The organism is Roseospira navarrensis (assembly GCF_009601025.1).
In the GTDB taxonomy this organism is placed as follows: Bacteria; Pseudomonadota; Alphaproteobacteria; order Rhodospirillales; family Rhodospirillaceae; genus Rhodospira; species Rhodospira navarrensis.
In genome coordinates, this window is sequence record NZ_WIVE01000049.1 from 1 (window position 1) to 14,574 (window position 14,574).

Genomic DNA, 14,574 nt, shown 5'->3' on the forward strand with positions numbered 1-14,574 from the left:
GTGGGGCGCGCCCCACGGATGGGCATGCAGGTGCGCCCCCTCGTGCAAAATTTCCAGACATCAGGTTACACAGCCTGAAAACCCGTCAGGAAGACCCGACTGGACTTTGACTTTCAGTTGTGCTGCGTCATTATTCGTTGCGTGAAAGAACCGGAAAAGCTTCTGACGGGCACCTCGAAAAACTCCGAGATCTGCTTGTTTGGCGGACCTCAAGCCATTGAAAAGAATTGATAACGATTCCGCCCGAACGGAGTTTTTCGAGGTGCCCTGACGATTGTGCTTGACCAGACCAATCCGCCGATCTCGCCATCCAGCGCGGCATCCAAACGCCCGACCAGAACACCGGTAATGTCTGGCTCGTCCGTGACGCGCGCCTCGCGATACTCTCGCATGGCATCGTATACTGCTTTGTCAGCAGCCCGTGCGGCCGCACCAATATCGGTTTCGAATGTCGTTACCGAAGTACCACAACCCGCTCACAGATGAAGGCCGCGATTTCTGCGGGTTTGTGTTGCCGGGCGTCGGCATACCCGTCATGGCCAAGGATGCCTTCAACCTCTCCCTCGTCCATCCTCACGAACATGATCCGGTCATGGTCGCGTCTATTGATGATCTCCCGCACCGCCCTAAACTCAATCCCGCACCAGTTTTTTCGTTGATAATCGCCGCCGGCGAACACCACGATGAGCCGCGAACGATCACGGTAGATCCCTTGAAGGAAGGTATCGAGGGAAGGGCGTGCGAGCTGGGCCGTGTAGTTTCGATCATAGAAGTAACGATCAGGACCGAGCAGCCGCTCTAGGTGCTGCGCTACCTCCTCCACATAGTGGCGTGCTTCGCCAGGAAACGACAAGGCGACGTCAAAATGGTGGTCCGATAAGTTGACCCTCGGGCCGGCGTTTGCCGCCCAACGGGGCAGGGCAATGCCCTTCCGGCTCAGTTCTGCTGGTAGGTCGACATCCTTCACCGCCCGATGAGTGCGGTTCAGCTCCCACTTCCCGATCTCAAGCTCGAACGCCATTTCGTCGAGTTGTGCTGCTGTCAGAAAGGATTGCAGCGGGTGAATTTCGTAGTCAACGCGGACATCACCACCGCGAACAGTCACGTCCCGGATCAGACCAAAATGCGGATCAACTTTGTTGAAAGCTTCATAGGCAAATATGCAAGGAAAGCGGCGTAGATGATCTATCTCTTCAGCACCGAGCGCTCCAAATTTCTCTTGGATTGCATCGCTGGTGTATTCCATGACGCACCGGCTGCGCTCGATTAGCCAAGCCTCTCCTTTCCACGATTCATCGTTGGAGGAAACAAAAAGGTTGTACATAGGCATCCCACTCAATTTATTTGAATCTAGTATATCAAGGTTGAGACGGGGAGTCATGTCTACGTAGCGAAAGTTAGCCAAGTACGATCAGAGCACGTAAGCCGACGATCCTCATGCGGCCCAATGCGGCCAAACAGTCGCGCAATGGCGAACCGGGCGAGCGACCGAAGGTCGGGAGCAATATGCCCCTACCAGTCCACTGGTAGGGGCTGCGTTTGCCCGCTCACGCTGCAACACCATCATGATCGGTCAGGACCATGTCCGGCGTGACGCTGACGAAGAGCGGCTGGATGTTGACGGTATTTCCGTCTTCGTCCGGCGTGATGGCGACGATGGCGGAGGCCGGCTGGCCGTTCACGAAGCAGGAGAACAGAGCGAGGTTGTCGTAATCGCCGCTGGTCAGCGCCTCGAACGCGTCGCGGTGGGCGGGGGTGATGTTGGTGCTCATGTTTGCCTCCCTCACGCTGCGATGTGGCCGGCTGCGGACGCGTCGGTGGCGTAGCGGCTGATGGGCTTGGTTGCCTTGAAATGGCGGTCGACTTCGACCGGGAGGCCAAGCCGCCCGCGCACGCTGGCCAGTTCCGAAAGCGAAACGTAACCGAGTTCTGGAAAACCGAGCCCGAGATCGCACAATCCGAACGCGATGTCGGGCTCGTCCGGGTCGGCCTCGGTCAAGAGCCAGGTGCAGCCCGCGTCCGGCGTGAACAACTTGACGACGGGGTGAAAGTCGATCTCGTCTTCGGTGCCGCGCACCGGGTCTTGACGGCGGCCATTGGCCAGCAAACGGTCGTAAATGGATTTCGGCAGAAGGGTCATGGGTCGTCTCCTTGGTTGGTGTTGTGACGGACCGGAGAAGGACCCTCCCTCTCCTTTCGACTCCGTCACAAAACCGAAGGCGTCCTCTTTCTCTGGGCTGCGCCGCCGGGGACTTCGCCTGCGTCACCCGGCGCCCCGCCGTGAGGGGAAAGAGGCCGCTTACGCGGCGGCCTCGGTGTCGGTGGTGGTTTCGGTGTTCGCGGCCTCGGCGTTTGGCTGGAGGCCGTGCAGGTAATCGGCGGCGCGCTGGGCGTGGGCGGCGGCGGAGAAAATGGCCCGCTTGTCGGCCTTCAGGATTCCCAGCCAGTGGTGGATATAGGCCGCGTGGTCCTCCCGGACATGAAGGGTCAGGTCCAGAGCGGCGCACAGGAACGCCGCGCCCAGTTCAGCCACCAGTTCCTCGCGGGCGTAACCTTCGTCCCCGAACGTCTTGCGGCCGAAGTCCCGTGCCAGACGATCCGGGTGGCGAGTCCAATGCGTGACCTCGTGCGCCAGCGTGGCGTAGAAGCTCTCGGCGTCGCGGAAGGCCTCAATCGGCGGGACGCGGACCCGGTCGAGGGCCACGTTGTAGCTGGCCTCCGTCCCCCCGGGGCTGTGTAACCTGATGTCTGGAAATTTTGCACGAGGGGGCGCACCTGCATGCCCATCCGTGGGGCGATGCGCTGCGGGCCGTCGGCCCGGGGCTCGGGCTTGGTGTAGTAGTGCGCGGGCAGGTCCTCGATCTGCTCGACGTTGAACACGCTGTAGGCCTTCATGAAGGGGATCTTCTGCTCGGCGGTCTCGCCCTCCTCGGTCTCCTCGGTGCGGGTGATCGTGTTGGCGTAGACGACGGGCGAGCCCCTCTCGCCCTTGCGCACATGCGCGCCGAGCGCCGATGCCTGCCGGAACGTCATCCACATCGGCGAGCCAAAGCCATGCTCCATGGCGGCCGACCAGAGCATGAGGATGTTGATCCCCGCATAGGGCACGCCGTTGTGACGCAGCGGGCGATTGACGCGGCCGGCGGCGTGCTCGGCGCTCCACGGCTTCTGCCAGGGCAGAACGCCCTTTTCCAGTTCGGCGATGATGCGGTTGGTGACCCGGGTGTAGATGTCCCGCCGGGGGGCGGTCGTTTCGCGTGACATGGTCCGTCTCCTTTGTTTCGTGCGGTCGACGGGCCGGAGAAGGACCCTCCCTCTCCTCTTGAATCCGTCACGAAACCGAAGACGTCCTCTTCCTCTTGATCTTCCTCTGACTGCCGCGACCGGCGGGACGGGACTGCCGGAGCGCCGAATCCTCGTGAACCGGGATCGGCGTCGCCGGACCTGTGCAGCGCGGCCGGCCTGGACCGGGACGGACGGGTTCGGACCACCGTGCTGGCCTGATGATCCTTCCATGCGCGTGCGGGCTGCCTGCCCGCCCACGGGTGCCTTCTATCCCCATGATGATGTCGGGACGGGGCGAAAGGCTCCGATGGGCGGGGCCTCCACACACGAGATGGAGGATACGACCATGCACGGTCTCACCACATCCGATCTGGTCTGGCGACCGACCGCAGAGCTGCAAGGCCTGCTGCGCGCGGCGTTCAACATGATCGCCGCCAGCACACCGGACAGCCCGGACCGCCGGGCGGCCCTCGCCTCAATCGAGGCGATCCGCCGGGAACTGGCCCGGCGCGGCCCTAACCCGGGGCCATAACCCGGGTCACCGACGGGCGGACCGCATCACGCGGCCCGCCCGTTTCGCGTCAACGCGGTGGAGGTGTGCAGGGCGGCCCAAAACAATTCTGTGGACATAGACACGCCATTGTTCGCGCCTGAATTGAAGCGCGACTTGCCCACCGTCATGATAGCGGCTTGGACAACTTGCACCGGGCCTACAACCCGACCACAGCAAGAATGCCGGTTGTCGCCTTCGGTCCCATGGACCGGGAGGCGATGGCGTATGTACAGGGCTTTGGCCTAAAGGCTGTCGCGCCGTGCTGTGGTGCGGTTTGTAGCTCCCGGTCCGCCAAGGAACCGGAGGACATGACTATGACGGACGCTGACCAGAACGCCGCGCTCGCCCGGATTACCGAGATCACGCTTCAATTGGAGGCCGTGATCGCGGCACTCGATGCGCTGTACGATCAGATCGGGAGCCGACCCGGCTCATAAATCTGGACCAATTCCGACGCCGGGTTTCGATGGACAGGCCTGCCGGGCAGGCTCGCTCTGCCACGAGGATTGCCGCGCCGTAGCGCCGCTATCCTGGACGGCATGGACACCACACGCACATCGCGGACAGACCGCAGCGCAGGCGCAACGGGGACAGGTTCGGCGAGTCCGGACCCCCGGGTGGTCGCGCTCGTCAAACTGCTTGCGCGGCAGGCGGCGGAGGCGGAGTATGAACGTCTCCTCCGCACGCATATGTCTGCCAAGCCGCCCCCGCCGGAAGAGTCCGCGCCATGACGACCGCCGCGATCTACGCCCGCTATTCCTCGGACCTGCAACGCGAAGCGTCCATCGACGATCAGGTGCGCATCTGCAAGGAGCGCCTGACGCGCGAAGGCTGGCGGCTGCATCAGGTCTACTCCGACCGGGAGATTTCCGGCTCGAACCTGCTGCGCGCGGGCGTGCAAGCCCTCATGGCTGATGCCGGGCGCAGGCATTTCAGCGTCGTCGTCGCCGAAAGTCTCGACCGTCTGTCCCGCGATCAGGAAGACATCGCGGCCCTGTACAAGCGCCTGTCCTTCGCGGGCGTGAAGATCGTCACGCTGTCCGAGGGCGAGATCAACGAACTGCATATCGGCCTGAAGGGCACGATGGGCGCGCTGTACCTTAAGGACCTGGCGGACAAGACCCGCCGGGGCCTGCGCGGACGCGTCGAGGCCGGCAAGTCCGGCGGCGGCCTGACCTACGGCTATGACGTGGTCAAGACGCTGGACGCGAACGGCGAGCCGATCCGGGGCGAGCGCACCATCAACGAAGATCAGGCCCGGATCGTGCGCCGCATTTTCGAGGAATACGCCATCGGCCGATCCTCGCGGACGATTGCCGTGGACCTGAACAAGGACGGCGTGCCCGGCCCCTCTGGAAAAGAGTGGGGCCACAGCACGATCAATGGCAACCGCGAGCGCGGCACCGGCATCCTGAACAATGAGCTTTATATCGGCCGACTGGTCTGGAACCGCCTGCGCTATGTCAAGGACCCGTCCACCGGCAAGCGCGTCTCGCGGCTGAACCCCGAGGACGAATGGATCATCCAGGACGTCCCGGAGATGCGGATCGTCGATCAGGACCTTTGGGACCGCGTCAAGGCGCGGCAGAAGAAGACGGGCGTGGACACGCGCGGCAAGGCCGCGCCGACGGATGGCTTCTGGAACCGGCACCGCCCAAAAACCCTGTTCTCGGGCCTGCTCAAGTGCGGGGTGTGCGGCGGCGGGTTCGTGAAAATCAGCACCGAGCATTTCGGCTGCGCGACCGCGCGGAACAAGGGGACGTGTTCGAACCTGCGCACGATCCGCCGCGACCGGATGGAAGAGACCATTCTCGCGGGCCTGCGGGATCATCTGATGGACCCGGCCCTTTACGAGGTCTTCGCCGAGGAGTTCACCAAACACGCCAACCGGCTGCGCATGGAGCACAATGCCACGCTGGCCGGGTACAAGGCGGAGCTGGAGCGGATCGACCGGCGCATCAAGAAACTGATCGACGCCGTCGCGGACGGCATGCCGGGCAGCGTCGTCAAGGACGAGATGATCGCGCTTGCCGACCGCAAAGAGGACCTGAAGCATCGTCTCGCCACGACGGACGAAGCGCCGACGCTCCTGCACCCCAATATGGCCAAGCTCTACCGCGAGCGGATCGCCGCACTGGCCGACGCCCTGAACCAGCCGGACCAGCAGACCGAGGCGGCGGACATCATCCGCACGCTCGTCGACCGGATCGACCTGCGCCCCGACGAGGCCGATCCGAAGGGTCTGGTGATCGACCTCCACGGCGCGCTGGCAGGCATCCTAAGCCTTTGCGCGGAAAGCAAAAAGGCCCCCGCTGTCTCCAGCGAGGGCCTTCAGCAAATAAAGGTGGTTGCGGGGAGAGGATTTGAACCTCTGACCTTCAGGTTATGAGTCACAATAACGGCCCTACGACCAATCCGCAGGGAAGCCCTTTAATGCCATATTATTTTATTGTTTACAAATACATACATTGACATTCGGGGCAGATCGGCTACTCTGTAGGCACGCTGATTTTTGCTCTCATCTGGTAGCTATTTGGTAGCTGGCCCGACCTTCAGACTGCACCGACCTGAAGGTCACAAGGCGGAGGATGGAGATGCCAAAGCTCACCAAACGGACTATCGACCAAGCGGAGGCCTCTGACCGCACTCAGGTCGTCTGGGATGACGAACTGCGTGGCTTCGGCCTGCGGGTTTACCCGAATGGACGAAAGGTCTTCGTTGTCAAATGCCGGGTAAAGGGGCGCCAGCGGTTCATCACTATCGGGCGACACGGGCCAATCACGGCTGATCAAGCGCGAGGGAAGGCATTCACGATCCTGGCCGAGGCAAAGAATGGCGACGACCCCGCCATCGACACGGATCGGGCACGAAAGGCACCCACGGTGCGCGGCCTGGGCGAGCGCTTTCTGACGGAGCATGTTGCGGTTCGATGCAAGCCGACCACGCAGTATGAGTACAAGCGTGCGGTCGACCTGTTCATCAACCCCAAACTCGGGACCCGCAAGGTCACCGATATCGAACGGCGGGATATCGCGGAACTCCACCATGGTCTGCGCCACGTTCCATATCAGGCCAATCGGACCCTGGGCGTCCTCTCCATCATGTTCAATCTCGCCGAAGTTTGGGGGCTCCGCCCGGATGGCAGCAACCCTTGCCTTCATGTTAAGCGATTTCCGGAACAAAAACGGGAGCGATTTCTGTCGCCCGAGGAATACGCGGCCCTTGGGAGGACCCTTCGTGACGTTGAGAAGAACGGATCGGAAACGCAATCCGCCATCAACGCCGTCAGGCTATTGATGCTGACCGGCTGCCGGTTGGGCGAGATTATGACGTTGAAATGGGATTACGTGAACCTATCGGCCAGAGAACTGCGTCTGCCGGATTCGAAAACCGGCGCCAAGGTGGTGCATTTCGGAGAGACGGTTGCCAGGGTCCTCGAGGGGATCGAGCGCATTGACGGGAATCCTTGGGTCATTACGGGCCGGAAGGAAGGCGGACGGCTGACCGACCTCCAGCATCCCTGGCGTCGTATCCGCGCGCAGGCCGGTCTCGATGATGTGCGCCTCCACGACCTGCGGCATTCCTTCGCCAGCGGGGCTCTCAGCCTCGGCGAGGGGCTGACCATGATCGGCAAACTGCTGGGCCACAGCCAGGTCCAGACCACGGCCCGCTACGCCCACCTCGCCAATGATCCGGTCAAGGCGGCTGCGGGAAAAATCTCTGATTTCATCGGGGCGGCGATTGCCGACCAGGGACCGTGAGCCGAAACGAAAGCGTGCTGGTCTATGCGTTTCCCCAGGTGTGGCCGATCTCTGGGCCTGAACCCGGGTCCTATGCCCCTCTCTGGCTGACGAAGACGGTCGAGCGATGCCAAGCCAGTCACGCCCGATGCTTGACGGTCAGCGGGATGGGATCGTGCCAGCGCAGTTCGGCGCGGGCACCGTCGCTCAAGGACGGCGAGAAGTCGGGCCGGCCGTCATCATCGGACGTCACCAGCCCCCGGTCAAAGGCGGCTTCCCACAGGGCCGAGAGCAGCAGACCGTTGTGGACGGTTAGCCGCGGCGTCGTTCGTGCAGGCCTTCCACGGCACGATATGCGACGCGCGCAGCAGCGCCGTGTCGGTGATGCCGGTCAGCTGGCATCGACCCTGCCGATACTTGATCAGGCTCGCGCGGAAGATGTCCTGGCCGATGCGCTGGACGACGAGCCGTTCCGCCTCGATCGTTCTCGGCAAGTCCTTGACCTTGGTTTCGAAGTCCTGAAGCGGCGCATCGGGCAGGCTCGCCGCCAACTGATGGGCCCGGGGCATCAGGGCGCAGAGGTCAACCAGCGTCTTGAATGCTTACCGGGTGCGCATCGCATTTGACACGCTAAACTAAATTGAACGGGAACCCGCTCCGACAAGCCACAACGATTCGAGGAAGGAACCTTCTCACTGGGTTTTTTGTTGTCACACAAAAACGCCTGAGCTAGTGTAGAGATGTAACACAGGAGAACCGATCATGGCGCGACCTAAAGCGGAAGACGCACGCGATAGCTTCGCAAGCGTGAGACTCACGGCCAGCGAGCGCAAGGATATGGAGCAAACAGCCTCGCGCCTTGGGTTTAAGTCTCTTAGCGAATATGTCCGCCATCTTCATAGTTTGATCCAGGCAGATGAGTCGGATCACGAACAGACGCGCGAAGAGCTAACCAAACGCTACCCTTGGCGGGACATGGCCCTCTATTACAAAACTGACCTCGGAACTATGCTTCATGGAAACTCACTAAACTATTTGTTTAGCGGCATAGGTCAGAAGTCAGTTGATCTCATAATGACTTCGCCGCCATTCGGTCTGGTACGGAAGAAGACCTATGGCAATGAGGACGCGCACCACTACTGCGACTGGTTCCGGCCATTTGCCGAGGGCTTCAGGCGTGTGCTCAAGGATAGTGGTAGCCTGGTCATCGATATCGGCGGTGCATGGAAGCCCGGAACGCCTACGCGATCACTTTACCACTTCGAACTATTGCTCATGCTTTGCGAGGAGTATGGTTTCCACCTGTGCGAGGAGCACTACTGGTGGAACCCGTCGAAGCTCCCGACGCCGGCGGAATGGGTCAACGTGCGCCGCGTTCGGGTTAAGGATGCTGTGAACTGCGTGTGGTGGCTGTCTCCCACCCCTTGGCCCAAGGCCAACAATCGACGCGTCCTCGCGCCCTACAGCGATTCTATGCGCGGCCTGTTGAAGAACGGGTACACGGCGAAACTCCGACCGTCTGGACACGATATTTCGGATAAGTTCGGCAAGGACAACGGTGGCTCGGTTCCGCCAAATCTGCTCGCCGTAGCCAACACAGAATCGAATGGGCGCTATCAGGATTATTGCCGGGATCACGGATATCCCATCCATCCGGCGCGCTTTCCAGAGGAAGTGCCTGAGTATTTCATTCGGTTCCTCACCGATCCAGGCGATCTGGTCGTTGATCCCTTCGCCGGCTCATGCGTGACCGGGGCAGTTGCGGAGGCTCTGGGGCGTAGATGGACGTGCTGCGAGCTGGAGGAGGACTATCTCAAGGGCGCAATGGCGCGCTTCAAGCCGAACGTACGCGCGCTCGACCGGAGCAAGGCAGTCACCTACACCATCAATCCGCCCTGTTCCGTTCCTGTCGATGAGGAAGTCGTGCCCCTGGTCGAGGATGGAGGGGCGACCCGACCCGAAGCGCTTCTGAAAAACAAGCGATCCAACAGGTCCGAGGGGCGGAGCATCGACAAGGTTGCCGCAGAGTGATCATTTTTGCCTGATGAGTTCGCCGAATGGCTAGGCTAAACAAGCGTCAACTCTTCCAAATCATCGAACACGCCGTCCGCGAAAGCGGATGGAACTTTCTACACCTGTCCACGTCAGGTGAACATCCGGCCCGATATCAGGTCTATTCAGGCGACCGAAGCTACCGCGTCCGTGTCTACGTTTGGAATCTCACCCACGGCGGACAGAACCGCCCTGAAGACGAGTGGCGCATTCAGGTCACCGGCGTCGAGCAGTTCGAACCCGAGATCGGTGGCAAGACTCTCGTTCTGGGTTGGTGGGACGAAACGCGCGTCTTCGCGGGCTTCGACGTGTCGAGGCATAGCAGCGAGTTTGGGGCTTCACCTTCGATCCAGATCCGCGAGGCAGCGCTACATCAGGCTGTCCTTCACGGCTTCGCGCCCCACAACAAGGGCAACGGCGAGCTTGCCATCGCGTTCCGCCCAGACTTTCTTGCCCCCTACATAGAAAACCTGGAATCCCTCCATGCCTGTGGCGAAGTCGACGAGGAAGTCGAGGTGTTGAGACAGATCGGCGAAAACCCGGATGAGGTGGCGGATGAGGATATTGGGAACGAAATCGCCAGACCACGTCAGTACGCTGTCATTTCCACGAAACGGGCACTTCGGGAGATCGACTTCCGCGACCGTGTGCTGACCGCTTACAGCCACCGTTGCGCCATATGTGGTGTCCAGCTCCGACTGCTCGACGCTGCCCATATCCTTCCCGCCGCGCATCCCGACAGCAGCGATGGAACCAGCAACGGCGTCGCTTTGTGCGCCCTGCATCATCGGGCTTTTGACCGAGCCTTTGTCACGTTCGGATCCGATTACCGGATCCACATCAACGATGAAATGGTCGAGGAATTGAAAGCGGCCGACCGTGCCGGCGGGCTCGATGTTTTCGAGCAGGCCCTACGACCGATCCTCGCCTTGCCGCCGGACCGAAAGGATCGCCCAGCACCGGCCTTCATCGACGCTGCGAATGACCTTAGGGGCTGGTCGCTCAAGTCAGGACGCGGCCGCTAACTTGTGGCGCGTTGTCAGGCGGCCCGCCCAGACTTCGAGCTTTCCTCCAATGATTCCATTGAAATCGACCGTCTGCGGAACTCCAAAAGGCTTCGGTTCAGGGCATCGTTGTGCTTCGACCCTCGCCAGGGCGGCAATGGAATGATCGAGCAAGCCGTCAAGGCACGATACTTCTCGATAGCCGCGCGCGTATCGCACGATCTGTTCGATCGCCGCCCGAAGCGCATCCGCGCCGTCGTGCTGCCCGCTTGCGAAGTACTTCGCCTCAACGATTGCGACTGCTTCGTTTGCTTCCCGATCTATTACGACCAGATCGGGCCGATCGGAGCCCTCGGGCAGGCCATACAGTTTGAGAAGGCGGGCGACGATGGCCTCGGAATACTCTCGCGGCGGCGCGCGCCACAGATCGGTGCGCGATTGCCAATGAATCTCGTGCGCGCCTACCCGTGCAATCGGTTCCCGCCCGCCTCCGAGGAAACCGAGGGTCACGGGGGTACTCAGGGTTGCGGAAAGGGCGCGCGCCAGGCCGAGTCCGACTGCCAGTTCGAAGCGCTGCCAAAGATTCAGGGGGCCGAGCAACGTGTCGTTCAGGAGGTCAAGGATTGCGGCTTCGTCGGCCGCTTCTATTGCCTGCAAGGCCCGATAAGCGTTGCAGGCGAGCGTATAGATCGGTCGTCGCGATCGGCTAGCTTCCTTGACCGCCAGAGGGCCGGGGCGACGCGTCAGGTTGAGTTGCTTCGCCGCTTGGTGGATGACCTCGAAGCGCCGTATCGCCTCAAGTCCAGGAGCGCAGGCATCGAGCGCTTCGCGGTAGGAAGCGACTTCGGGAAGCAGATCGTCGAACCGAAGAGCCAACCGCCAAGCCTGTTCGAGCACCCACGTCAGCACGTGGTTCGGTCCCGAATTGTACGTTCTGAGAGGCTCGTGCGAAACCATCAGTGTCGGATGACCCGTCGCCATGCGCCGGATCGCAGTCGCGCGAGCGTCGAACCGCCCCCGCACCCGGGCGTCGTCCTCTCGAAGCCGCGTTTCAAGGACTGCCTGGATTTCCAGCGGGTTCTCCCGTAGGTGCGCCACAAGGTTTCTGACGGGCTTCGATATCGCCCAATGAAGGCGAAGCAGATCGAGATCCTGGTCGGCATCCAAGTCAGGCCGTTCGACCCGAACGGAGACAGCGTTGCGGAAATATCGGAGCAGGAAGCGCGTCAGATAGTCGTCGATCACAATGTCGAGGCTTGCGTTCATACCGCGAGATCCATCAGCCTTTCGGCGAGTGTTCGCGCCTCTTCGCTTTTGTCTGCAAGGTCGAGGGCATCTCGCACTTCCGTAGCGACCGCTATCGCCTGTTTGCGCAGGATGCCGTCGAGCATCGGCAGGACGTACATGTAGAATCCGTCGAGATAGGCAGACGCTTGGTCAACTTCCGGAGCCGCCAGAAGGTTTAGGTCGGGGTCTATCGCGCGCACCGTCTTGAGCATGTCTAGGATCGGCGCAGGACCGATCACCCGCGCGCCGTTGATCGCGCGCCAGATGCGCTCCAAGGGGATCGGGCCGGCCGGTTCGTCGTCGGCGTCGACCATTTCCCACTTGTGCATCACCTCGACTAGGAAACCTCGCAGGTCGCGAGGCGCATCAACGTAGATCCAGCCGAAGCGGCGCGTGAGCGCAAAGCTCATCTGGTACAGAGCAGCTTTGTCGATGGAATTGATTGTCGCCAGTATTCGCCAGCCGGGCTTGGGCGCAAACTCATGCGCTGCCGCACTCGGCTTGGGTTTCGGCAGAATCACGTAGGCTAGACTTTCTGCATCGGCAATGTCAGTGCGGTAGGGCAGCGTCGTTTTCTGCTCTGACAGAACCGTGAAAAGCGGACCGATCACCTTGTCGATATCGCAGCGGTTCAGCTCATCGACGATCAGCGGCCGGTCGAAATTCTGGAGCAACACGCCCGGAACGAAACTGACCCTTCCCTCACCGACCGGTTGATACCCGCCGATCACGTCCTGAGAGGTCCAGTCCGCCGAACCGGTGATCATGGTGTAAACATCGTGCAGTGTGCCGGCCACAAGCTGCGCGAGCGTCGTTTTGCCGGTGCCCGGCGGGCCGTAGAACATCAGGTGTTGCTTGCCCGCCTTCAGCGCGGCGTTGATCTGGCGATAAACCGCCGGGTCGACGCCGATCAGATCCGAGAATTCGGGGATTTCAACGAGGTCCTGGCTCGTCGGCCCGACCGCCTCCTCTTCTGGTTCCGTTTTCTGCGCTGCGGGCATCTCGGCCGCTGCTCGCGCAAATGCCGCCGACACGTCCCTCGTCAGGCGCTGACGATCTTTTTCGTCAAGACCGCGGTAAATGGGGATGTTATGCGCCGTTGGCATTGCCATTCCGTTCCCTTTCCCTTTCCCTGTCCCCTTCACCTTTCTCTTTTTCTTCCGCAGTCCCCGGCGGCTCCATTGCCGTCGGCGACACGTTGATCAGCGTTCTCAGTGCCTCGGTTGCCTCGGCGTATTTGAGCGGTCGCGGCAGTTCCGGCGCAACGAACAGATCGTCATCCTCATTCAGCGTGATGAGCGCTGCCGCGATATAGGGCTGCTCATGGCCCATGTATTCGAGGTGACCTGTCGTTTCGTCGAACGAGTCAAAGAGTTGGCCTGATGAACCGATGGGCAAGGCCGGCAGAAAGCAGTGTAGGAGCATCCACTCCCAAGTTTCATAGAAAACGAACTTCTCGTCCGCGACCTTGATGGCCGGGACGATGCGGGTCGTCACAGCACCACTTGTGCCCTGCGCCGTGTTGGCGAAAGCAATGCGCCTTGCCCCATGCTGATCCGGTACGCGCGCCAACAAGCGGTCGTGTTCATCGAGGTCCAGGTGTATGAACCATCGCAGAGGCTTGTTCGTTGCGTCCGCTGGCGTTTCCCAGAAGCCCGTTGTCTCGTCCACTGGTTTGCAGCTTTCCAAAGTCCGCTTCTTGCTTCCACACTGACGCAGTTCAAGGTCGTATTCGCTCAAGACTTTCCTTAGAGCGGCGCCGATTTCTTTCTGTGCGGATTCGCGGATTCCAATAAACCACTGAGCGTAAATAGGCGGCCGGTAGAAATCGATCTGCGTGGTCCCGAATTCTTCCTCGAACCCCTTCCGCAATAAAAAAATTGCGCGGTCAAGATCGGCCAGGGCCGGGTTCCGGCCTTTTGGCCGTGCATCTTCGGGCAGCCGGTGTTTGAGCGCCTCGACAATCTGCCGCCGATGCTCGTTGCTGAGGTTCCGCTCAAGATCGTCCGGAAACAGGAAATACAGAATCGCATTGCGGACAGGTCGCCGGTCGGCATGATCAAAGGCGTCCAGCCACTTCACGAAGCCCCACGGGGCGTCGTCGTTCATTAGCTCTGATCGCTGTGCCTCGGGTAGTGCTTTCCACGCATCCGTGACTTCGAGCAGAAAACCGAACTGCTCATACCGGCGTGTTAGATAGGCCGTGCCAGGATGGCCGACACCCATGAGCGCTTCGTCGCTCAAGTGCGCGCTGTCGGGCAAGGTGGAGCCCGACCACTCCCAAACTTCCGTTATCTGGACGCGCTTGGTCTCCGGCCTTGTTGCCGAAAAGACCGGGAATAGAAGGACAAACCAAACGACTTCGGCCGCGAGCCTGATCACCTCAGGCGGCGCGCCATCCAATTGCTCATTGAGCTTCTCATAGAAAGTCCGATCCGCCCCCTCTATGGGGTTTTCAACGAAGCGGCGCTTGAGTTCCCGGATGTTTCCAGTGGTCCACAAGGCTTCGTCGCCAAACAGCGAGCCATCGTTCAGAAAGCATCGCTCGCGCCAAGCGTCGGCTGCAGCGAGCACCGCGTCGACATGGTCCTGGCCGGTCCAACGGGACAAGATTTCATCTCCCGGTTAACACTTGGTTCTTCTCAATCATTGC

Annotated in this window: 15 protein-coding genes and 1 pseudogene; 6 read left to right on the plus strand and 10 right to left on the minus strand. The window is 61.1% G+C overall.

The features are described 5' to 3' along the window. Positions 1–209: 209 nt before the first annotated feature. The 6 genes and pseudogenes from GHC57_RS13865 to GHC57_RS20475 all read right to left on the minus strand — a co-directional run. The gene (locus tag GHC57_RS13865) at positions 210–392 is read right to left on the minus strand and encodes a hypothetical protein (protein ID WP_153345261.1); all 183 of its coding nucleotides are present in this window, start codon (positions 390–392) and stop codon (positions 210–212) included. A gap of 62 nt (positions 393–454) precedes the next feature. After that, the gene (locus GHC57_RS13870; protein WP_281354731.1) at positions 455–1,246 is read right to left on the minus strand and encodes a TIR domain-containing protein; all 792 of its coding nucleotides are present in this window, start codon (positions 1,244–1,246) and stop codon (positions 455–457) included. 301 nt (positions 1,247–1,547) lie between these two features. Continuing rightward, a complete protein-coding gene (locus tag GHC57_RS13875) occupies positions 1,548–1,772 on the minus strand; it encodes a hypothetical protein (protein ID WP_153345263.1) in 225 nt (74 codons plus the stop codon). An 11-nt stretch (positions 1,773–1,783) separates the two neighbouring features. Beyond that, positions 1,784–2,140, minus strand: a complete 357-nt coding sequence (locus GHC57_RS13880) for a DUF2958 domain-containing protein (RefSeq protein ID WP_153345265.1) — start codon at positions 2,138–2,140, stop codon at positions 1,784–1,786. 159 nt (positions 2,141–2,299) lie between these two features. After that, the gene (locus GHC57_RS20470) at positions 2,300–3,037 is read right to left on the minus strand and encodes a zincin-like metallopeptidase domain-containing protein (protein ID WP_343031179.1); all 738 of its coding nucleotides are present in this window, start codon (positions 3,035–3,037) and stop codon (positions 2,300–2,302) included. Next, positions 2,935–3,516 (minus strand): annotated as a pseudogene (locus GHC57_RS20475) (ArdC-like ssDNA-binding domain-containing protein); the annotation flags it as partial. The gene GHC57_RS20470 and the pseudogene GHC57_RS20475, both read right to left, overlap by 103 nt. Before the next feature lie 115 nt (positions 3,517–3,631). Between GHC57_RS20475 and GHC57_RS13890 the strand changes: the two are divergent. From GHC57_RS13890 to GHC57_RS13900, 4 genes are all read left to right on the plus strand, one after another. Then, complete coding sequence (locus GHC57_RS13890; RefSeq protein ID WP_153345268.1) at positions 3,632–3,817, plus strand: hypothetical protein; 186 nt, start codon at positions 3,632–3,634, stop codon at positions 3,815–3,817. Between the two features lie 329 nt (positions 3,818–4,146). Continuing rightward, on the plus strand, positions 4,147–4,275 hold the full coding sequence (locus GHC57_RS20305) for a hypothetical protein (RefSeq protein ID WP_281354732.1): 129 nt from the start codon (positions 4,147–4,149) through the stop codon (positions 4,273–4,275). 290 nt (positions 4,276–4,565) lie between these two features. Continuing rightward, positions 4,566–6,227 (plus strand): recombinase family protein, encoded by a 1,662-nt coding sequence (locus GHC57_RS13895; protein ID WP_153345271.1) that lies wholly within the window; start codon positions 4,566–4,568, stop codon positions 6,225–6,227. A gap of 205 nt (positions 6,228–6,432) precedes the next feature. Beyond that, entirely contained in the window at positions 6,433–7,599 is a 1,167-nt protein-coding gene (locus GHC57_RS13900) for a tyrosine-type recombinase/integrase (protein WP_153345273.1), read from the plus strand. 242 nt (positions 7,600–7,841) lie between these two features. Here the strand turns inward: GHC57_RS13900 and GHC57_RS13905 are convergent, their stop codons facing one another. Then, a complete protein-coding gene (locus GHC57_RS13905; RefSeq protein WP_153345275.1) occupies positions 7,842–8,129 on the minus strand; it encodes an HNH endonuclease signature motif containing protein in 288 nt (95 codons plus the stop codon). A gap of 211 nt (positions 8,130–8,340) precedes the next feature. Between GHC57_RS13905 and GHC57_RS13910 the strand changes: the two genes are divergently transcribed. Both GHC57_RS13910 and GHC57_RS13915 read left to right on the plus strand, forming a co-directional pair. Further along, a complete protein-coding gene (locus GHC57_RS13910; RefSeq protein WP_153345277.1) occupies positions 8,341–9,609 on the plus strand; it encodes a DNA-methyltransferase in 1,269 nt (422 codons plus the stop codon). 26 nt (positions 9,610–9,635) lie between these two features. Then, entirely contained in the window at positions 9,636–10,655 is a 1,020-nt protein-coding gene (locus GHC57_RS13915) for an HNH endonuclease (RefSeq protein ID WP_153345279.1), read from the plus strand. On the opposite strand, the gene GHC57_RS13920 is transcribed toward GHC57_RS13915, so the two are convergent. Genes GHC57_RS13920 through GHC57_RS13930 form a run of 3 tightly spaced genes read right to left on the minus strand, consistent with a single transcriptional unit; the run spans position 10,638 to position 14,531 of the window. Then, the gene (locus GHC57_RS13920) at positions 10,638–11,900 is read right to left on the minus strand and encodes a hypothetical protein (RefSeq protein ID WP_153345282.1); all 1,263 of its coding nucleotides are present in this window, start codon (positions 11,898–11,900) and stop codon (positions 10,638–10,640) included. The genes GHC57_RS13915 and GHC57_RS13920 overlap by 18 nt on opposite strands. Beyond that, positions 11,897–13,033, minus strand: a complete 1,137-nt coding sequence (locus GHC57_RS13925) for an AAA family ATPase (protein ID WP_153345284.1) — start codon at positions 13,031–13,033, stop codon at positions 11,897–11,899. Before GHC57_RS13925 ends, GHC57_RS13920 begins: the two co-directional genes overlap by 4 nt. After that, positions 13,011–14,531: a hypothetical protein gene (locus tag GHC57_RS13930; RefSeq protein ID WP_153345287.1), complete on the minus strand. Its 1,521-nt coding sequence runs from the start codon at positions 14,529–14,531 to the stop codon at positions 13,011–13,013. The genes GHC57_RS13925 and GHC57_RS13930 overlap by 23 nt, the downstream gene beginning before the upstream one ends. Positions 14,532–14,574 lie beyond the last annotated feature (43 nt).